Genomic DNA, 18,007 nt, shown 5'->3' on the forward strand with positions numbered 1-18,007 from the left:
CCTTGGTGACATGCCCCGGCAATGGCTCACCGTTATTGAGCCGTCTCCTCTGGAAGTTCTTTCCTCGGCTTCCTGGTCTGGCGCAACCAGTGCAGGGTTTTCTTGCCTGCATTGATACCGGGCTTTTCAATGTACAGGTAAGTCAGGCTGCTGATGATGATCAGCAGGCAGCTGCACACGGCCAGCAACGGCAGGAAGACCCAGGCTTGCCGGGCGTCCAGGTGCAATATCGGCGGCAGTCGCTGCACCAGTACCCAGAGCACGAATCCGTGCAGCAAATACGTGCTGTAGCTGATTTCCCCCAGCCAGCGAATGCTGCGTGGTCTCAGGGCGCCGAACAAGGTATTGCCGGACGCCACGATCACAAAGAATAGTGAAAGCAGCAGCAGCGCTACCAGGTTGAATGCCCGGTTGAACGCCGTAAAGGCGATCGTCAATGCGAGCAGGGCGATGATGCCCGCCAGCGGAGACAGGCTCCAGGCGACCCATTGTGGACGGCGAATCCAGTACGCCGCAGCGATGCCGCCGAGGAAGCTGGCCAGGTAGTGCTTCTTCAGCGAGTGTTCCCAGCCGACCACCTGGTACAGGGTGTAGATGCCGATCAGGCACAGCACCGTCTGCATCCAGCCGCCGCGGTATATGAACACCAAGGCGGCCAGTGGCAGGGCCAGGTAGAAAAACACCTCGTACCCCAGCGTCCAGGTGACGTTGGAGATCATCATGCCGGTCTGGTGGTATTGGTTGACGTCTGGCCGGTCGAAGGTCAGCCAGGCCAGGGCTTGGCCGATGACCTGGGCGCCGGAGTCCTTGAGTTCCCAGTCCTGCAAATAGAACACACAGACAAATACGGTCAACATCAGCGGCAGGTAGAGCGGATAGAGGCGAAACACCCGCGATACCGCAAATGCCAGCCAGTCGTGTTGCCGCCCGTGGGTGAGCAAGCGGTCCCAGAACAGAAAGCCGGTGATCATGAAAAAGAGGGCGACGCTGCCCTGGCCGAGCTGCGAGTAGAAGTTGCTCGGCGGAAAATCGATCACGCCGGTTTGCAGAAAGATCCACGTAATGATCGAGTGGTGAACGAACACGCCGAAGGCCAGATACCCGCGTAAGCCGTCGATGCCGGCAAAGCGGCTTTCGCCGGAATGTTCCAGCTGTCGGGTGATTCTCGGCACGTTGCGCAACAGTAGCGCAGCAGTCGCGATGGCGAGCAGGTAGGCCGTCATCGCGATAAGCGGGTTGGTTTCTATCATCCGTGAGCCCGGGCCGGAGGAATCCCGGCCAGCACGTGCCTGTTCAAATTATCCACGTCGGCTTTCGAAGCCGTCGCGGCGTATCCCTGCAGCAGCGCTTCGAAGTGATCCTCGAACAGCCAGTGCCGATCTGACGCATAGCGCTGCATGTGGCGCAGATTACGCCGACGCAGGGAAGGGCTCAATGATGATGGGTAAATTCGCAGGTCGGCCAGGTCGATCAGGCCGAACTCGCCGTCCTCCAGCACCAGTACATTGCCCAGGTGCAGGGAACGGAAGTAGACCCCTTGCTGGTGCAGTTGAGCCATGAATTTGCCGAAACGCTCCACCAGTGCCTGGCGTACCGCTGGCGCGGTGATACCTTGCAGGATCTGGCGCAGCGTGTTGCCCGGCAACGGGGAGTAATGCACAGCGCTGCTGCCGTCTTCGAACCGGTAAAGGTCGAGGATGTGCGGTGTCGGGATGCCCATGCTGCGCAGTTGCATGCTATTGACGGCAAAGCGATCGGAGTAGGGCGTGAAACTGCCCGAGGTATACCAGCGGCGGCGGCGGAACAGCTTGAGAAAACTGCCATCTGTCAGGCGCAGGACCTTGGGGCCCAGACCATCCTCTTCGATGATCCGGGCATCGGCAGTCAGCTGTTGCAGGGCGCTTGGTGTCGCGGTTTTGATCGGCATGTCCAGCAGGCGCCGGGCCCGTTGATTGATGCTCAATGCGGCAATCAGCGCCAAGGGGATCCACAGCAGGAACCAGTGCTCCTTGGGGCGAGAGATGATCCCGCCACCTTCAGTCAGGCCTGCACCGATACCGAAGGCCAGCCAGGCTGAGGCAATGATAAACAGCGGTTGCACGCGATGGCGCCGGCTGCTGATGAAGCCCCATGCGAGAAAGAACAGCCATGGCAGCAGGCCGATAAAACCGACGTAGTAGAGCACGCCCAAGGCAAAGCTATGGGGTTCCTGAAGGCTGTAGCCGACGCCGGGGTCCAGGGTCAGTTTGGCGTTGTAGCCGTGCCCGATCCATGGGTGTTCAGCGATCCTGCCCAGGGTCAATTGCCAGAGCTCGATGCGGAAGGAACTGCCTCTTTCGATGATCTTGTTCGAAAACAACGCGAACGTCGCCGTACCGGCGAAGAACATGGCGCCAAGCATGAAGGCCGAGCGTCGGCTCCAACAGATAAAGCACAGCCACAGCGTAGCCAGCGTCAGTGCAACCAGTGGCGTCCTGGAGCCGGTGGCCACTACTGTGGCGAACATGATCGCCATCGCCGGTACGCTCAGCCAAAGTACCTGGCGTCGCCTGCAGGTCATGCTCAGGCTCAGCCAGTAGGTACAAAAAAAGCCGAAAACGTGGGAGCTGAGCAGTGGGTTGTCGAAAGCGCCTAGACCGATCAGGCGCATTTCCGGTTGATAGATCTGGTCGAACCAGTACAGGTTGTAGACAGACATGACCAGCGCCACAGTCGCGGCGCAGAACAGCAGGGGCTGGATGATTTCGCTGCGATAGCGCACCAGCAGGTAGCAGCCAACGAACAGCAACAGGGTATGCAGTGGCGGTTTGAACTGACCAAAGTCGATTTCATCGCCTGGCCCCCAGGACAGGCTGAGCAATGCCCACGCCACAAACAGCAGGGCTGCAATGACGATCGGTTCGTGCAGCAGCTCTTTGCCGATCCGCGGACGCAAGCACAGTGCAATCAGTGCGGGAATGCTGAACAGGCCATAGTAAAGCTTGTGATGCACACTGCGCCCCGGCAGGAAAAACAGCGCACAAAGCAGTAATAAATAACCGAGCGGAAGGATCCACAAACAAATGAAATCGAAGATTCTGTTGGACGTGCTGTTCAAAGCGTTTAATTGCATGCTGGGTAACTTATTCCTGAATTGAGCGATCATACCAAGGCAGGGACATCTGGTGGCTATTTGACGCGTCACAATACACAGACTGTATGCGATTGCCAGAACCCAGGGGAAGCTGTGGTAAAGTCAGCGTCCTTTTCATCGACATTCGCGTGATATGGCCGACTCCAGTCTCTCCGCAAGCCCATCGAGCTTGAAAATCTACTTCCGCCTGCTCGGCTATGTCCGGCCGTATATCAGCCTGTTTCTGATCAGCATCGTCGGTTTTCTGATTTTCGCTTCGACGCAGCCAATGCTGGGCTACATCCTGAAGTACTTCGTCGACGGTCTATCCAACCCTGAAGCGGTGCTGTTTCCAAGTGTGCCCTATCTGCGGGATCTGCAACTGCTGCAGGCGGTGCCATTGTTGATTATCCTGATCGCCGCGTGGCAGGGGTTGGGGTCGTACCTGGGCAACTACTTCCTGGCCAAGGTTTCCCTCGGCCTGGTCCATGACTTGCGGGTCCAGTTGTTCAACAACCTGCTGGTGTTGCCAAACCGGTATTTCGACAAGCATAACTCGGGGCACCTGATTTCACGTATCACCTTCAACGTGACCATGGTCACGGGGGCGGCAACAGATGCGATCAAGGTCGTAATCCGTGAAGGCATGACGGTGATCTTCCTGTTTGCCTCGCTGTTGTTCATGAACTGGCGCCTGACGCTGGTCATGGTCGCCATCCTGCCGCTGATCGCCCTCATGGTGCGCACGGCCAGCAAGAAATTCCGCAAGCAGAGCAAGAAAATCCAGCTGGCCATGGGGGACGTGACGCATGTGGCGTCCGAAACGATCCAGGGCTATCGCGTGGTGCGCAGCTTCGGCGGTGAAAAGTACGAAGAGAAACGCTTCTTCGACGCCAGCCAGGGCAACACCGACAAGCAGTTGCGCATGACCCGCACCGGCGCCATCTACACGCCGCTGCTGCAATTGGTGATCTACACCGCCATGGCTGTGCTGATGTTCCTGGTGTTGTTCCTGCGTGGTGATGCGTCTGCCGGCGACATGGTGGCCTACATCACTCTGGCCGGCCTGCTGCCCAAGCCGATTCGCCAACTGTCCGAAGTCAGCTCGACCATCCAGAAGGGTGTGGCCGGTGCTGAGAGTATCTTCGAGCAACTGGATGTCGAGCCCGAAATCGATACCGGCACCATCGAGCGCGATGTCGTCAGCGGTCGCCTGGATGTGCGCAACCTCAGCTTCACCTACCCGGACACCGAGCGTCAGGTACTCAATGACATCAGTTTCTCGGTCGAACCCGGGCAAATGGTGGCACTGGTGGGACGTTCGGGCAGCGGCAAATCGACCCTGGCCAACCTGATTCCGCGTTTCTATCACCACGACAAGGGCGAAATCCTCATCGATGGCGTCGAAGTGGAGCAGTACAAGTTGTTGAACCTGCGTCGGCATATCGCCCAGGTGACTCAGCACGTGACCCTGTTCAGCGATACCGTGGCCAACAACATCGCCTATGGCGACCTGGCTGGCGCACCTCGTGAAGACATTGAAAAGGCGGCCAAGGATGCCTACGCGATGGACTTTATTGCTCAATTGCCTGAAGGCCTGGACACCCAGGTCGGGGAAAACGGCGTGCTGCTGTCCGGTGGCCAGCGTCAGCGCCTGGCGATTGCCCGGGCACTGTTGAAGAATGCTCCGCTGCTGATTCTCGATGAGGCGACTTCGGCACTCGATACCGAGTCCGAGCGGCATATTCAGGCAGCCCTGGATCAAGTCATGAAAGGTCGCACTACGCTGGTGATCGCTCACCGTCTGTCGACCATCGAGAAGGCCGACCTGATCCTGGTCATGGATCAAGGGAAAATCGTCGAGCGCGGCACCCATGAACAACTGCTGGCGCAAAACGGCTACTACTCGCGCCTCAATGCGATGGGCCTCGACGCCCCGGCTGAAGACATCGCCTGACCCCGAAAGGGCGAGCCTGGCTCGCCCTTTCGCACACCTGGCGTGCAACGCGTCAGGTGATTTGTATCCAGACCTTTACGCTTCTTGACCAAACCGGAATAAATCTCGGCAACGTGCTTGTTAAGGTTCCTGAACGAACTTTGACTTGAATCGAGAGGGCCCTCCCTTTCGTGCGGGTATCTGCATGTTGCAACGTTATCTCTGGAAGCTGTTGCCAAAATCGCAACGGGCTTTTTTGCTGGGGCGCCTGTCGGTCGTGGACCGTCAAGTGGTGAACAAGTCGATGTCGGCCAACGTCAGTTTCCCTGAGCCCTTCGAGCAGCGTTCCTGCCTGTTCATCCACGTCCCCAAATGTGCCGGCAGCAGCATCTGTGCGGCCATTTTTGACGACTGGAGCCCGGGCCACTTGCCGTTGTACTGGTACGAGCAGCAATTTCCCGAGCAGTTTGCCGCCAGCTTCAAGTTCGCGTTCGTTCGCGATCCCCTGGAAAGGGCCTACTCGGCCTACGCATTCCTGCGGGGCAACGCCTTGGGGAAGCGGGATCACGCGGCGCAGAAACTGGTCAGCCACTACCGTGACTTTGATGACTTCGTCGGCCGCTGGCTGCACTCCGAAACGATCCAGCGACAGTTGCACTTCGCCGCGCAAACGGATTTCCTGACGGATTCCATGGGGCATCTGGCGCTGGACTTCGTCGGCTACCAGGAGCACCTGGAGCGGGATTTCAGGCTGGTTTGCGAGCAATTGGGCTATCCGGTGGAGCTGCCCCACGTGAACAGGTCGCAGCAGCGGCGCCCGATGCTGGCGCGCGAGTTCTGCACGGTACGCACCCGCAGGCTGGTTCGGCGGGTCTATCAGCGTGATTACGAGGTGCTTGGATATGAATGAAGCCGTTTCGTTGTCCCGCCACTCGATCATGCCCTACCCGTTATTGCTGTCGAGCGAGGACCGTGCGGCCCTCAAGTCGCAGGCACCACGCTGTCTCTGGCTGACGGGGTTGTCAGGGGCCGGCAAGTCGACCCTGGCCAATGCCCTGGAGTTGCAACTCAATCTACAAGGGCTGCACACGTTCGTGCTCGATGGCGACAACCTGCGCGCCGGTCTGTGCCGTGACTTGGGGATGGGGGTTGAATGCCGTCGGGAAAATATCCGGCGCACCGCCGAGGTGGCACGCCTGATGGTCGACGCGGGGCTGATTGTGATCGTCGCGGCGATCTCGCCGTTCCGGGCCGAACGCGAGGCGGCGCGTCGATTGTTTGCCGACGGAGACTTCATCGAGGTGTTTGTGAGCACGCCGTTTGCGGTTTGTGCGCAACGAGATCCCAAGGGATTGTACCGGGCTGCCCGGGAAGGCCGGATCAAGGATTTCACCGGCATCGACAGTCCCTATGAGGCGCCGCTGCACGCGGAGTGCGAAATCGATACACAGGCGATGGATATGAGCGAGGCGTGCTGTCGTCTCGCGGGTTTTCTGCTCAAAAAATGAGCAATAAAACCCGGCGAATCATCCGGTTGCAGCCACCGCACAAGCCGACACCAACCCTGTGTTAATATCGCGCCCCTGTTCATTCTGTATGTGGGTTGCACCATGAAGTTGTCCATGCCGCGATTCGATCAAGCCCCTGTCTTGGTAGTCGGCGATGTCATGCTCGACCGTTACTGGCATGGTGGTACCTCACGGATTTCTCCTGAGGCACCGGTGCCGGTGGTCAAGGTCGATCACATCGAAGACCGCCCGGGCGGTGCTGCCAACGTTGCCTTGAACATTGCCGCCCTGGGGGCTCCGGCCTCGCTGGTCGGTGTCACCGGCGACGATGAAGCCGCCAACAGCCTGGTCAACAGCCTCAAGGGCGCAGGCGTGCGGGCCATCTTCCAGCGCATTGCGCACCAGCCGACCATCGTCAAGCTGCGGGTCATGAGCCGTCACCAGCAATTGCTGCGCATCGACTTCGAAGAACCCTTCGCCACCGACGCGCTGGCGCTGGCCGCGCAGGTCGATGAGTTGCTCGAAGGCATCAAGGTGCTGGTGCTGTCCGACTACGGCAAAGGCGCGCTGAAAAACCATCAGGCACTGATCCAGGCCGCCCGTGCCCGTGGCATTCCGGTGCTGGCCGATCCCAAGGGCAAGGACTTCTCGATCTACCGCGGTGCGAGCCTGATCACGCCAAACCTCAACGAATTCGAAACCATCGTCGGTGGTTGCGCCGATGAGCACGAATTGGTGAGCAAGGGCGCGCAGCTGATGCACGACCTGGACCTCGGTGCCTTGCTGGTGACCCGTGGCGAGCACGGCATGACCTTGCTGCGTCCGGATCATCCGGCGCTGCACTTGCCGGCCCGTGCCCGTGAAGTGTTCGACGTGACCGGTGCCGGCGACACAGTAATTTCCACCCTGGCGGCCGCGATTGCCGCTGGCGAAGAACTGCCACACGCGGTGGCCCTGGCCAACCTGGCGGCGGGTATCGTGGTCGGCAAGCTCGGTACGGCGGCCATCAGTGCGCCGGAATTGCGTCGTGCGATTCAGCGCGAGGAGGGTTCCGAGCGTGGAGTGCTCGGCCTTGAGCAGCTGTTGCTGGCGGTCGATGATGCCCGCGCGCACAACGAGCGGATCGTGTTCACCAACGGGTGCTTCGACATCCTGCACGCCGGTCACGTGACCTATCTGGAACAGGCGCGAGCTCAAGGCGATCGCCTGATCGTGGCGATCAACGACGATGCATCGGTCAGCCGCCTGAAAGGGCCGGGTCGTCCGATCAACAGTGTCGACCGACGCATGGCCGTACTGGCCGGTCTGGGTGCGGTGGACTGGGTCATCAGCTTCTCGGAAGGCACTCCGGAAAACCTGCTGAGCGCGGTCAAGCCGGACGTGCTGGTCAAGGGCGGCGACTACGGGATCGATCAGGTGGTCGGCGCGGACATCGTGACGGCCTACGGCGGTACCGTGAAAGTGCTGGGGCTGGTGGAAAACAGCTCCACTACTGCGATTGTCGAGAAGATCCGCAAGTCCTGATTGTGATGCGGGCTTGTTGTGGCGAGGGGGCTTTGTGGCGAGAGGGCTTGCCCCCGTTCGGCTGCGAAGCAGTCGTAGAACCATGCTCTGTGGTGTATCAGGTAGAACACGGTTGCAGGTTTTAGGGCCGCTTCGCGACCCAACGGGGGCAAGCCCCCTCGCCACAAAAGCCTCTTTGTCCCTCTTATCGTGCCGCCTTGCGCGGCACGATTTTCTTCAGCAGCAATTTTGCCTTGCCGCGCAACCGCGCCAGACCCGAATCCTTCCCCGGCGGGGTCAGACCCTGCTGCCTCACCCAGTCCTTCCAGCGAATTCGTTCATCGCGAACCAGCCAGCCTTCCTGTCGGGCAAAACTCTCGGCCAGGTACAGTCCGCGCGTGCTGGCCGGGTACAGCTGATCCTTTTTCAAGGTGTACAGCTCGGCCATGGGGTGGCCGTCCTGCAAGGGCATCAAGTACAGATCGGGGCGCTTGCGGTCGAGACGGGCGACGAGTTGATCGCCTTCCAGTCGTTCATCGACATGGAACAGGCTCAGGGATTTGGCTTCCTTGGGTACGTCCAGGCGCAAGTCGTAGATCAGTTGCAGCGAGGCCGTTGGCAAATGCACGTAAGCCCGCGGGCGCTCCATCAGCATCAGGTTGGCGCAGCGTACCGGCCGCGCCGAGCCGGACAGTGGTGACAAGCGAAACGGCAGGGCTTCACGGTAATGCAGGGCGGCCGAGTAGGGTGCCGGCAACCAGGTGTCGTTGAACCGCCCGCCGAGCCAACCTTCCGGGGTTTCCAGCAGGCATTCTTCGGCTATCTCCTGGATCGCTGTGTGCAAGGGCAGGTTCAGTTCATGGGCCGGCACGTACCCGGAGATCAGCTTGAGCACCACATCGCCACGGTCCTGCCGGCGTTGGCGCACCAGCACCCAATAGTCGCGATTCTGCCAATGCAGGGTCAGGCGCACCGAAACCCCAAGGTTGGCCAGTTCCAGGGCAAACCGTTCGCTGTCGCCGACCGTCACCGGGCGACGACGTTGCAGGGTCTGGGAGAAATTCAACGGCCTGCCGACGCTCTGGTAAGCCAGGCCTTCGGGGGTCGCTTCGACAAATAACGGTAGGGTCTTGAAGTTGCTCGGGTTCTTTCTGATGAGCGTACGCGACATGTCGGCTCCTGCTTAAGGCCGCGTGGGCGGCGTCAGTGGCTACGTAGGACCTGGGCAACGGTCGCGACATTGTGGGCGAGGTGCAGCGGATTGATGGTCCCGACAATAGCACTGGCAACACCCGGATGTTCAAACAACAACTCGAAACTGGCGCGCACCGGATCCACTCCCGGACTCAGGCAGACATGACCGCTGGCGAGGGCTTTCTTGACCAGAATGGCTTTGCCGTGTGCAGCAGCATAGTCAATGACGGCCTTTTCGTTTTGTTCGTTCAGATTGTAGGTGACCATCGCGCAGTCGCCTTGCTCCAGTGCCTTCAGGCCACCGTCGACGGTTTTGCCGGAAAAGCCGAAACCGCGAATCTTGCCTTCGGCCTTGAGCGTGGCGAGGGTCTCGTAGACTTCGCAGTCATTGAGGATCGCCAGGTCGTTACCATCGGAGTGCACCAGCACCAGGTCGATGAAGTCTGTTTCCAGGCGTTGCAGGCTGCGTTCCACCGACATACGTGTGTGTGCGGCGCTGAAATCGTGACGGGACTGACCGTCGGCAAACTCTTCGCCGACCTTGCTGACAATCACCCAATCCTGACGTTGACCGCGCAGCAACGGGCCCAGGCGTTCTTCGCTGCGACCATAGGCCGGGGCGGTGTCGATCAGGTTGATGCCCAGGTCGCGGGCGAGTTTGAGCAGCATGCGTGCTTCATCGTCATCGGGAATCTGGAAGCCGTTGGGGTACTTCACCCCTTGGTCGCGGCCCAGTTTCACCGTGCCCAGGCCCAGGGGGGAAACCAGCAGGCCGGTGCTGCCCAGCGGGCGATGCAAGTCGTGCAGGGTCGGTTGGCTCATGGCAGCAGTTGCTCCCAGGCCGGTACGCCCATCGGCGGCTTCGGCAGTTCAGGCAGTGCTGCCGGGTGGCTTGGCTGGATACCGTCGCGGGTCAGGCTGGCGATCACGCGGTCGGCGAAGTCCGGAGCCAGGGCGAGTTTGGTCGGCCAGCCCACCAGCAGTCGGCCTTCCTCGGCCACAAAGGCGTTGTCGGGACGGGTCAAACCTGATTGCAGCGGTTCGGCGCGATCCACGCGCAAGGTGGCCCATTGCACCGTGCTCAGGTCGATCCATGGCAGCAATTGGCCGAGTTCTTTCTGTGCGGTGGCGATCTGCTCGGCGGGCTCACGGGTCACGCCTTCGGATTCTGCGATATCGCCGCCCAGGTACCAGACCCATTGGCCATCCGCCGCCGGGTGCGTGGTCACAGTGATGCGCGGTTTGGTGCCACCGCCCAGGCAGTGGGCGTACAGCGGTTTGAGGCTTGGCCCCTTGGCGATGATCATGTGCAACGGGCGGCGCTGCATGGCGGGCTGGCTCAGGCCCAGCGTTTCAAGCAATGCCGCGGTTCCGGCACCGGCGCTCAGGACGATGCGCTGGGCACGGATCTCGCGCCCGTCCACCTTCAGGCCGACCAGCACGCCGCCTTCCAGCAACGGCTCGATCTTCTGCCCGGCGAGCAAGCCATCTCCGGCCAGGTCGGCCAGGCGCTGGATCAGGCTCGGCACGTCGACCACCAGTTCCGCCAAGCGATAGACCTTGCCCTTGAAGCGCTTGTCTTGCAGGGCCGGCGGCAATTGCTCGCCCTTGACCTGATCGACGCGACCGCGCACGGCTTTGCTGGCAAAGAAACTGGTGAGGTTGCCGGCGAGGGTGCCGGGGGACCAAAGGTAATGGGCTTCGGACAGCAGGCGTACGCCGGACAGGTCCAACTCGCCGTCACCGGCCAGGGCTTCACGCCAGCGGCGCGGCATGTCGGCGATGGCTTCCGAGGCGCCGGTCAGGGCGCCGTGCAGCGCGTATTTGGCGCCGCCGTGGATGATGCCCTGGGACTTCACACTCTGCCCGCCGCCGAGGCTGGCGCTTTCCACCAGCACGGTCGAAAAACCCTGGCGACGCAGTCGCGCATTCAGCCAGAGGCCGGCGACACCAGCGCCGACAATCAGCACGTCGGTGGAAATAACGGATGGCATGCAGCGACCTCTGTGTTCAAAGCGAAGCCGCAAGTTTCAAGCTTCAAGCTTCAAGCTGCAAGCAAGAGTGGGAGAATATCCCTCTTGCAGCTTATGGCTTGCAGCTTGTAGCTGCTCTTAATGCCCCGCAGTTTTGGAGAACAGCTGGATGACCACAACACCCAGCACAATCAACGCCATCCCCAGCATCGCCGGCACGTCCAGCTTCTGCCCATAGATAAACAGCGCCGCGACGCTGACCATCACGATCCCCATACCGGCCCACACGGCGTACGCTACGCCCACCGGAACGCTGCGCACCACCAGGGTCAGCATCCAGAAGGCGATGCCGTAACCGACGATGACCAACACCAGTGGCAGCGGGGTGCTGATGCCTTTGACCGCTTTCATCGAAACAGTGGCAATCACTTCGGCGCAGATGGCAATGGCCAGGTAGTAGTAAGCGGTCATGGGTCAATCCTCGTGTGAAGTGTTGCTCTCTGAGGTCGGCATTCTAGAGATTCGCCAGATGCGGTAAAGTCATTACCTATCTGTTTTGAAGATGGGTTGAGCCATGAGTATGCAATGGAATCTGGAGCAGCTGCGGTTGTTTGTCAGCGTAGCGGAGCAGCGGTCGTTTTCTGCCGTGGCGCGGGATCAGCGCAAGGCGCAGTCGGCGGTCAGCAGTTCGATAGCGTTACTGGAGGAAGACCTGGGCGTCAGCCTGTTCGACCGCAGCAGTGGCCGTCAGCCGAAACTCACTGAAGCCGGCACGGCTTTGCTGGACGAAGCACGGGAGGTGTTGCGCCAGTGCGAACGACTCAACGGCCGGGCGCTGGCGATGATGCGCGGGCAGGAGGCGCGACTGCGTGTGGCGCAGGATGAAGCGATGCCTTATCAGCCGATCATCGAGAGCTTCGAGGCCCTGGCGGAAAAATTCCCCAGCCTTGAAGTGCAACTGACCAGCGCGGCCCAAGGCGATGTTGCGCGCAAGCTGGTGGAGCGGCGCGCCGATCTGGGGCTGCTGTTCTTTCACGATCAGATTCCCGAGGCACTTGAGCGACGGGTGCTGGGCAGTGTGGAAATGGTGACGGTGTGCGGCAAGGATCATCCGTTGGCGCTCAAAGGCGCAGTGGACGGCCAACAACTGGCGCAACATCGGCAGTTGCTGATGTCCACGGAGTCGAGCATTTATCCCGGCAGTGATCCTGCCAGCCCGCAAGTCTGGCGCGCCGACAGTTTCTATGTGATGGCCGAATGGCTGGTGCGCGGCCTCGGCTGGGCCTGGTTGCCACGCCACGTGGTGCAGTACCCGACCTATCAGAACCAGATGGTCGAACTGGTCAGCGAATGGACCCCGCCGGCCCTGGTGGTGGAGCTGGTATGGCGCCGGGATGAACCGCTCGGCCCGGCCGCGCGCTGGCTCGCCGAACGTTTTGCCGTGCACTTGCAGGCGATTGGCGAAAAAAGCCGATAAACTCCGCCGCCATGAATAGAACTCTCTACACCGCGCTGTTTTATCTGGGGCTGCCATTGGTAGCGATTCGGCTTTGGCTGCGCGCGCGCAAGGCGCCGGCGTACGCCAGGCGCATCGGCGAGCGCTTTTCCTGCGGGATGCCGGCGATGAAACCGGGCGGTATCTGGGTGCACGCCGTGTCGGTGGGCGAAAGCATTGCGGCCGCACCGATGATTCGCGCCTTGCTGGCGCGTTATCCGGATCTGCCGATCACCGTGACCTGCATGACCCCGACCGGTTCGGAACGCATCCACGCACTGTTCGCCAATGAGCCGCGCATCCAGCACTGTTATCTGCCCTATGACTTGCCTTGCGCTGCCCGGCGCTTCCTCGATCGGGTCCAGCCGAAACTGGCGGTGATCATGGAAACCGAATTGTGGCCCAACCATATCCATCAATGTGCCAAACGCGGGATCCCCGTGGCGCTGGCCAATGCGCGGCTGTCCGAGCGTTCGGCCAAGGGTTACGGTCGGTTCCCCAAGCTGACCCAGCCAATGCTGGCCGAGATGAGTCTGTTCGCGGTGCAGACCGAGGCCGAGGCGCAACGCTTGCGCAACCTGGGCGCGCGGACCGAAACCGTCGAAGTGACCGGTTCGATCAAGTTCGACCTGACCATTGACCCGCAACTGCTGGAGCGCGCCGTTGAATTGCGCGGGCAATGGCAGGCGCTGGAGCGACCGGTGTGGATCGCGGCCAGTACCCATGACGGCGAAGACGAGGTGGTGCTGGCGGCCCACCGTCAGTTGTTGGCCAGTCACCCCGATGCCCTGCTGATTCTGGTGCCGCGTCATCCGGAACGCTTCAATTCGGTGTTCGGGTTGTGCCAGCAACAAGGGTTTGCCACGGTCCGGCGTTCCAGAGGCGATGCGGTCAGCGCGAATACTTCAGTGCTGCTTGGCGACACCATGGGCGAGTTGCTGTTTCTCTACGCCCTGGCTGACAGCGCATTCGTCGGTGGCAGCCTGGTGCCGAATGGCGGGCATAACCTGCTGGAACCGGCGGCCCTGGCTAAACCTGTGTTGAGCGGTCCGCATCTTTTCAACTTCCTCGAAATCGCCGCGCAGTTGCGCAGTGCCGGGGCGTTGCAGGAAGTGGAGGATGCCGAAGGGCTGGCGGTGGCGGTGCAGCGGCTGTTCGAACTGCCGCGAGATGCGCAGCGCATGGCAGAGGCCGGGTTGAAAGTGATGCGCGCCAATCAGGGGGCATTGCAGCGGTTGCTGGATGGGTTGGGGCGGTTGATCAAGCGGTAGACCGAGTCGTATTCATTCGCGAGCAGGCTCGCTCCCACACTCGAAACACTGTGGGAGTGAGCCTGCTCGCGAAGCTTTTGCTTTTACTGATCAGGCCGCGCTTTCAACTGCTCCTCTGCCGCCTTGGCCAGATCCGGTGGCAGGAAGTCCTTGTCCGGGTTGTAGTTCGGATTGAGCCAGCGTGCCAGGACTTGCAGGTCCCCCGGATTCAATGTGCCGGCCTGTTGCTTCAAGCGCAGGTTGTCGAGGATGTAGTCGTAGCGGGTGTTGTTGTAGTCGCGCACCGAGGTGTAGAGCTGACGCTGCGCATCCAGCACGTCGACGATGTTTCGCGTACCCACCTGATAGCCGATTTCAGTCGCTTCCACCGCGCTCTGGTTGGAGATGATCGATTGCTTGCGCGCCTGTACCTGCTCGACATCGGTGTTCACCGCGCGGTGCAGGTCGCGGGTGTTTTCCACGATCTGTCGGCGCAGGGATTCGCGTTGCTGCTCGGTCTGGTCCAGTTGTGCATAGGACTGACGCACCTGGGAGTTGATCAGGCCGCCGCTGTAGATCGGGATGTTCAGTTGCAGGCCCAAGGTCGTTTGCTCGACGTTGCCGCCGTATGCCTGGGGCAGGTTGTTCGGGTTGCTGAAGCCCAGTGCATCGTTGTCACCTTTCTCGTACTTGGCGACCGCATCAACCGTTGGCAAGTGCCCGGACCTGCGCTGCTTGAGGGTCTGCTCGGCGGCGCTGACGGCATAGTTGCTGGCCAACAGATTGAGGTTCTGCCTGCCCGCCGTTTCGACCCAGGCCTTGGCGTCGTTCGGTACTGGCGGCAGGATCGGCAGGTTATGGCTGATGCCCCAGATTGAGTTGTACTGACGGTTGGTCAGGGTGATCAATGCTTCAAAGGCGTCGTCCACCTGGCGCTGAGCAACGATGCGGTTGGCGCGCGCGGTGTCGTAGCTGGCCTGTGAGTTCAAGACGTCGGTCTTGTCCGAGAGGCCGACATCGAAACGTTCGTTGGATTGGTCGAGCTGGCGTTTGAACGCCGCTTCTTCGGCCTTGGTCGAGGCCAGGTTGTCCTGGCTGCGCAGCACGTTGAAATAGCTGTCAGCGGTTTGCAGGATCAGGTTTTGCTCGGTCGCCGAGAGCTGCAGGGCAGCCTGTTCGTTGACTTCCTTGGCGGCCTGGAACTGGAACCAGCGATCGGCGCGGAACAGCGGCTGCGCCAAAGTGGCCTGGTAGGAATGAGCATCGCGGTTGGTCGTGCCCGAAGGTTGATCGAGCGAGGTGCGCACCTCGGCAACATTGGCGCCGCCCGAGAGGTTCGGCAGCAGCCCGGCGCGGGCCTGGGGTACGACTTCTTTCTGCGCGCCGTATTGGGCGATGGCAGCCGCCAGGTCGGCGTTGTTGTTGACGGCTTCCTGATACACGCTGACCAGGTCCGTCTTGGCCGATAAGGGCACATCTGCTGCCCAGGCCATTCCGTTGGACGCACAAGACACGGCGAGGGCCAGTGAGAGTTTGCGCAGCATAGACGATCCCTAGAATTGATATTACAGAGGTAATTTGAGCGCCAAGGCTAAGGCCCCGCTTTGACAGCGTCAATGCCGGCTCAGCGTAGCGAGTGTAGTTGTGCATTGGGGCGGCAACAATCCTGATACTGCGTGTAATTACGCCATTCATCACGGTATTTGCAGTGGGGTTGGCGTTCTTTGCCAGTTGTGTCTAGACTGGCCGGGTTCTTGTCGGGGTGCCTTGCTATGAGGCTGAGATCGAATAATTTCGGATCCCGTTGAACCTGATCAGGTTAGCGCCTGCGTAGGGAACAAGATTTCTCGTCACCCGGCGAGTCCTCTTGTGCTTCGTCCGGGATGTTGTTCGACAATCGAACACCCCTCGAGCACTGAGCACAGCACAGCTGGTCTTCCCAGCGCCCGTGCGTCCATTCGTTTACAGGTTCGCTCCGACAAAAATCCACTGCCTGGATGTGTGTCTGGAGAGCCCGTGATGACTACAAAAGCAAAAATCGCCACTAACCTGAGTGACTCGGCCAAGGTCGATCAGCAATCGGTTCAGCCGTTTACCCGCTCGCAAAAAATCTATGTTCAGGGCACACGCCCGGACATCCTCGTGCCGATGCGCGAAATCAGCCTGGACGTGACGCCGACCGACTTCGGTGGCGAGGTCAACGCACCGGTAGTGGTGTACGACACTTCGGGCCCGTACACCGACCCCAATGTCATCATCGATGTGCGTAAAGGCCTGGCCGACGTGCGTTCGCCGTGGATCGAATCCCGTGGCGACACCGAGCGCCTGAGCGGCCTGAGCTCGAATTTCGGCCAGGAGCGCCTTGCCGATCCGGAGCTGACCAAGCTGCGCTTCGCCCACGTCAACAACCCGCGCCGCGCCAAGCCGGGTGCCAACGTCAGCCAGATGCACTACGCGCGCCAAGGCATCATCACCGCCGAGATGGAATACGTTGCCATCCGCGAAAACATGAAGCTGGAAGTGGCCCGCGCCGCCGGCCTGCTGGACCAGCAACACGCCGGCCACAGCTTCGGCGCCAGTGTGCCGAAAATCATCACCCCCGAATTCGTCCGTGACGAAATCGCCCGTGGCCGCGCGATCATTCCGGCCAACATCAACCACACCGAACTGGAACCGATGATCATCGGCCGTAACTTCCTGGTGAAGATCAACGGCAACATCGGCAACAGCGCACTGGGTTCGTCGATCGAAGAGGAAGTGGCGAAACTGACCTGGGGTATTCGCTGGGGTTCGGACACGGTCATGGACCTGTCCACCGGCAAGCACATCCACGAAACCCGCGAGTGGATCATCCGCAACTCGCCGGTGCCGATCGGTACGGTTCCGATCTACCAGGCCCTGGAAAAAGTCGGCGGCGCGGCCGAAGACCTGACCTGGGAGCTGTTCCGCGACACGCTGATCGAGCAGGCCGAGCAGGGCGTCGACTACTTCACCATCCACGCCGGCGTGCTGCTGCGCTACGTGCCGATGACCGCCAAGCGCGTGACCGGCATCGTCTCCCGTGGCGGTTCGATCATGGCCAAGTGGTGCCTGGCGCACCACAAAGAGAACTTCCTCTACACCCATTTCGAAGACATCTGCGAAATCATGAAGGCCTACGACGTCAGCTTCTCGCTGGGCGATGGCCTGCGTCCGGGCTCGATTGCCGACGCCAACGACGAAGCGCAGTTCGGCGAACTGGAGACCCTCGGCGAGCTGACCAAGATTGCCTGGAAGCACGACGTGCAGTGCATGATCGAAGGCCCGGGCCACGTGCCGATGCAGCTGATCAAAGAGAACATGGACAAGCAGCTGGAGTGCTGCGACGAGGCGCCGTTCTACACCCTCGGCCCGCTGACCACCGACATCGCGCCGGGCTACGATCACATCACCTCCGGTATCGGCGCGGCGATGATCGGCTGGTTCGGTTGCGCCATGCTCTGCTACGTGACGCCGAAGGAGCACTTGGGCCTGCCGAACAAGGATGACGTGAAGACCGGGATCATCACCTACAAGATCGCCGCGCATGCCGCCGATCTGGCGAAGGGGCACCCGGGCGCACAGATCCGCGACAATGCCTTGAGCAAGGCGCGTTTCGAGTTCCGTTGGGAAGACCAGTTCAACCTGGGGCTCGATCCGGACACCGCGCGTTCGTATCACGACGAAACCCTGCCGAAGGATTCGGCCAAGGTCGCGCACTTCTGCTCGATGTGCGGGCCGAAATTCTGCTCGATGAAGATCACCCAGGAAGTCCGCGAGTATGCGGCCAACCAACGGATCGAAGCGGTCGACGTGGACGTCGCCCAGGGCATGGCCGAACAGGCCGAGCGCTTCAAGCAGGAAGGCAGTCAGCTGTACCAGAAAGTTTGATTCGGCACTGATAACCCTGTGGCGAGGGGGCTTGTCGGGCCGCCGCACCGCCCCGTTCGGCCGCGAAGCGGTCGTAAATCCGGCGATGAGTTCTCACAGGCAGAATTCAGTTGTCTGTTTTGGGGCT

The 18,007-nt window shown here is 60.9% G+C and carries 14 protein-coding genes and 1 riboswitch; of the genes, 7 read left to right on the forward strand and 7 right to left on the reverse strand.

What is annotated here, in order from left to right; all coding sequences use genetic code 11:
• Positions 1-32: 32 nt before the first annotated feature.
• Entirely contained in the window at positions 33-1,250 is a 1,218-nt protein-coding gene (locus VC35_RS10395; RefSeq protein WP_046039756.1) for an acyltransferase family protein, read from the reverse strand.
• Positions 1,247-3,112 carry a bifunctional O-antigen ligase/aminoglycoside phosphotransferase family protein gene (locus VC35_RS10400; protein WP_046039758.1) on the reverse strand — a complete coding sequence of 622 codons (1,866 nt, stop codon included), beginning with the start codon at positions 3,110-3,112 and terminating at the stop codon, positions 1,247-1,249. Before VC35_RS10400 ends, VC35_RS10395 begins: the two co-directional genes overlap by 4 nt.
• A gap of 154 nt (positions 3,113-3,266) precedes the next feature.
• Here VC35_RS10400 and msbA point away from each other — a divergent pair, with 154 nt between their 5' ends.
• The 4 genes from msbA to hldE all read left to right on the forward strand — a co-directional run bounded on the left by msbA (position 3,267) and on the right by hldE (position 8,080).
• Entirely contained in the window at positions 3,267-5,069 is a 1,803-nt protein-coding gene (gene msbA, locus VC35_RS10405; protein WP_046039760.1) for a lipid A export permease/ATP-binding protein MsbA, read from the forward strand.
• A gap of 184 nt (positions 5,070-5,253) precedes the next feature.
• The gene (locus VC35_RS10410) at positions 5,254-5,958 is read left to right on the forward strand and encodes a sulfotransferase family 2 domain-containing protein (RefSeq protein WP_046039761.1); all 705 of its coding nucleotides are present in this window, start codon (positions 5,254-5,256) and stop codon (positions 5,956-5,958) included.
• Positions 5,951-6,556, forward strand: a complete 606-nt coding sequence (gene cysC / locus VC35_RS10415) for an adenylyl-sulfate kinase (protein ID WP_046039762.1) — start codon at positions 5,951-5,953, stop codon at positions 6,554-6,556. The genes VC35_RS10410 and cysC overlap by 8 nt, the downstream gene beginning before the upstream one ends.
• A gap of 102 nt (positions 6,557-6,658) precedes the next feature.
• The gene (gene hldE, locus VC35_RS10420) at positions 6,659-8,080 is read left to right on the forward strand and encodes a bifunctional D-glycero-beta-D-manno-heptose-7-phosphate kinase/D-glycero-beta-D-manno-heptose 1-phosphate adenylyltransferase HldE (protein ID WP_046039763.1); all 1,422 of its coding nucleotides are present in this window, start codon (positions 6,659-6,661) and stop codon (positions 8,078-8,080) included.
• A gap of 184 nt (positions 8,081-8,264) precedes the next feature.
• Here hldE and VC35_RS10425 read toward each other — a convergent pair whose 3' ends face one another.
• The 4 genes from VC35_RS10425 to VC35_RS10440 form a co-directional block, all read right to left on the reverse strand.
• Positions 8,265-9,230: a hypothetical protein gene (locus tag VC35_RS10425; RefSeq protein WP_046039764.1), complete on the reverse strand. Its 966-nt coding sequence runs from the start codon at positions 9,228-9,230 to the stop codon at positions 8,265-8,267.
• A 32-nt stretch (positions 9,231-9,262) separates the two neighbouring features.
• On the reverse strand, positions 9,263-10,075 hold the full coding sequence (locus VC35_RS10430; RefSeq protein WP_046039765.1) for an aldo/keto reductase: 813 nt from the start codon (positions 10,073-10,075) through the stop codon (positions 9,263-9,265).
• A complete protein-coding gene (locus VC35_RS10435; RefSeq protein ID WP_046039767.1) occupies positions 10,072-11,247 on the reverse strand; it encodes an NAD(P)/FAD-dependent oxidoreductase in 1,176 nt (391 codons plus the stop codon). The genes VC35_RS10430 and VC35_RS10435 overlap by 4 nt, the downstream gene beginning before the upstream one ends.
• A gap of 117 nt (positions 11,248-11,364) precedes the next feature.
• Positions 11,365-11,697 carry a DMT family transporter gene (locus tag VC35_RS10440; RefSeq protein ID WP_046039768.1) on the reverse strand — a complete coding sequence of 111 codons (333 nt, stop codon included), beginning with the start codon at positions 11,695-11,697 and terminating at the stop codon, positions 11,365-11,367.
• Between the two features lie 103 nt (positions 11,698-11,800).
• Here VC35_RS10440 and VC35_RS10445 point away from each other — a divergent pair, with 103 nt between their 5' ends.
• Positions 11,801-12,703 carry a LysR family transcriptional regulator gene (locus tag VC35_RS10445; RefSeq protein ID WP_185754764.1) on the forward strand — a complete coding sequence of 301 codons (903 nt, stop codon included), beginning with the start codon at positions 11,801-11,803 and terminating at the stop codon, positions 12,701-12,703.
• 11 nt (positions 12,704-12,714) lie between these two features.
• Positions 12,715-13,992, forward strand: a complete 1,278-nt coding sequence (gene waaA, locus VC35_RS10450) for a lipid IV(A) 3-deoxy-D-manno-octulosonic acid transferase (protein WP_046039772.1) — start codon at positions 12,715-12,717, stop codon at positions 13,990-13,992.
• 83 nt (positions 13,993-14,075) lie between these two features.
• Here the strand turns inward: waaA and VC35_RS10455 are convergent, their stop codons facing one another.
• Entirely contained in the window at positions 14,076-15,515 is a 1,440-nt protein-coding gene (locus tag VC35_RS10455; RefSeq protein ID WP_046039773.1) for a TolC family outer membrane protein, read from the reverse strand.
• 204 nt (positions 15,516-15,719) lie between these two features.
• Positions 15,720-15,825, forward strand: a riboswitch (TPP riboswitch).
• Positions 15,826-15,990: 165 nt separating this feature from the next.
• Between VC35_RS10455 and thiC the strand changes: the two genes are divergently transcribed.
• Positions 15,991-17,880, forward strand: coding sequence for a phosphomethylpyrimidine synthase ThiC (gene thiC, locus VC35_RS10460; protein WP_046039775.1), 1,890 nt, complete (start codon positions 15,991-15,993; stop codon positions 17,878-17,880).
• Positions 17,881-18,007 lie beyond the last annotated feature (127 nt).

Origin of the sequence: Pseudomonas fluorescens (genome assembly GCF_000967965.1) — a bacterium.
Classification (GTDB): Bacteria; Pseudomonadota; Gammaproteobacteria; order Pseudomonadales; family Pseudomonadaceae; genus Aquipseudomonas; species Aquipseudomonas grandcourensis.

Excerpts from the sequence above, each read along its gene's own strand:
- VC35_RS10395 (WP_046039756.1), bottom strand. The coding sequence starts at position 1,250 with ATGATAGAAACCAACCCGCTTATCGCGATGACGGCCTACCTGCTCGCC.
- VC35_RS10400 (WP_046039758.1), bottom strand. The coding sequence starts at position 3,112 with ATGCAATTAAACGCTTTGAACAGCACGTCCAACAGAATCTTCGATTTC.
- msbA (WP_046039760.1), top strand. The coding sequence starts at position 3,267 with ATGGCCGACTCCAGTCTCTCCGCAAGCCCATCGAGCTTGAAAATCTAC.
- VC35_RS10410 (WP_046039761.1), top strand. The coding sequence starts at position 5,254 with ATGTTGCAACGTTATCTCTGGAAGCTGTTGCCAAAATCGCAACGGGCT.
- cysC (WP_046039762.1), top strand. The coding sequence starts at position 5,951 with ATGAATGAAGCCGTTTCGTTGTCCCGCCACTCGATCATGCCCTACCCG.
- hldE (WP_046039763.1), top strand. The coding sequence starts at position 6,659 with ATGAAGTTGTCCATGCCGCGATTCGATCAAGCCCCTGTCTTGGTAGTC.
- VC35_RS10425 (WP_046039764.1), bottom strand. The coding sequence starts at position 9,230 with ATGTCGCGTACGCTCATCAGAAAGAACCCGAGCAACTTCAAGACCCTA.
- VC35_RS10430 (WP_046039765.1), bottom strand. The coding sequence starts at position 10,075 with ATGAGCCAACCGACCCTGCACGACTTGCATCGCCCGCTGGGCAGCACC.
- VC35_RS10435 (WP_046039767.1), bottom strand. The coding sequence starts at position 11,247 with ATGCCATCCGTTATTTCCACCGACGTGCTGATTGTCGGCGCTGGTGTC.
- VC35_RS10440 (WP_046039768.1), bottom strand. The coding sequence starts at position 11,697 with ATGACCGCTTACTACTACCTGGCCATTGCCATCTGCGCCGAAGTGATT.
- VC35_RS10445 (WP_185754764.1), top strand. The coding sequence starts at position 11,801 with ATGAGTATGCAATGGAATCTGGAGCAGCTGCGGTTGTTTGTCAGCGTA.
- waaA (WP_046039772.1), top strand. The coding sequence starts at position 12,715 with ATGAATAGAACTCTCTACACCGCGCTGTTTTATCTGGGGCTGCCATTG.
- VC35_RS10455 (WP_046039773.1), bottom strand. The coding sequence starts at position 15,515 with ATGCTGCGCAAACTCTCACTGGCCCTCGCCGTGTCTTGTGCGTCCAAC.
- thiC (WP_046039775.1), top strand. The coding sequence starts at position 15,991 with ATGACTACAAAAGCAAAAATCGCCACTAACCTGAGTGACTCGGCCAAG.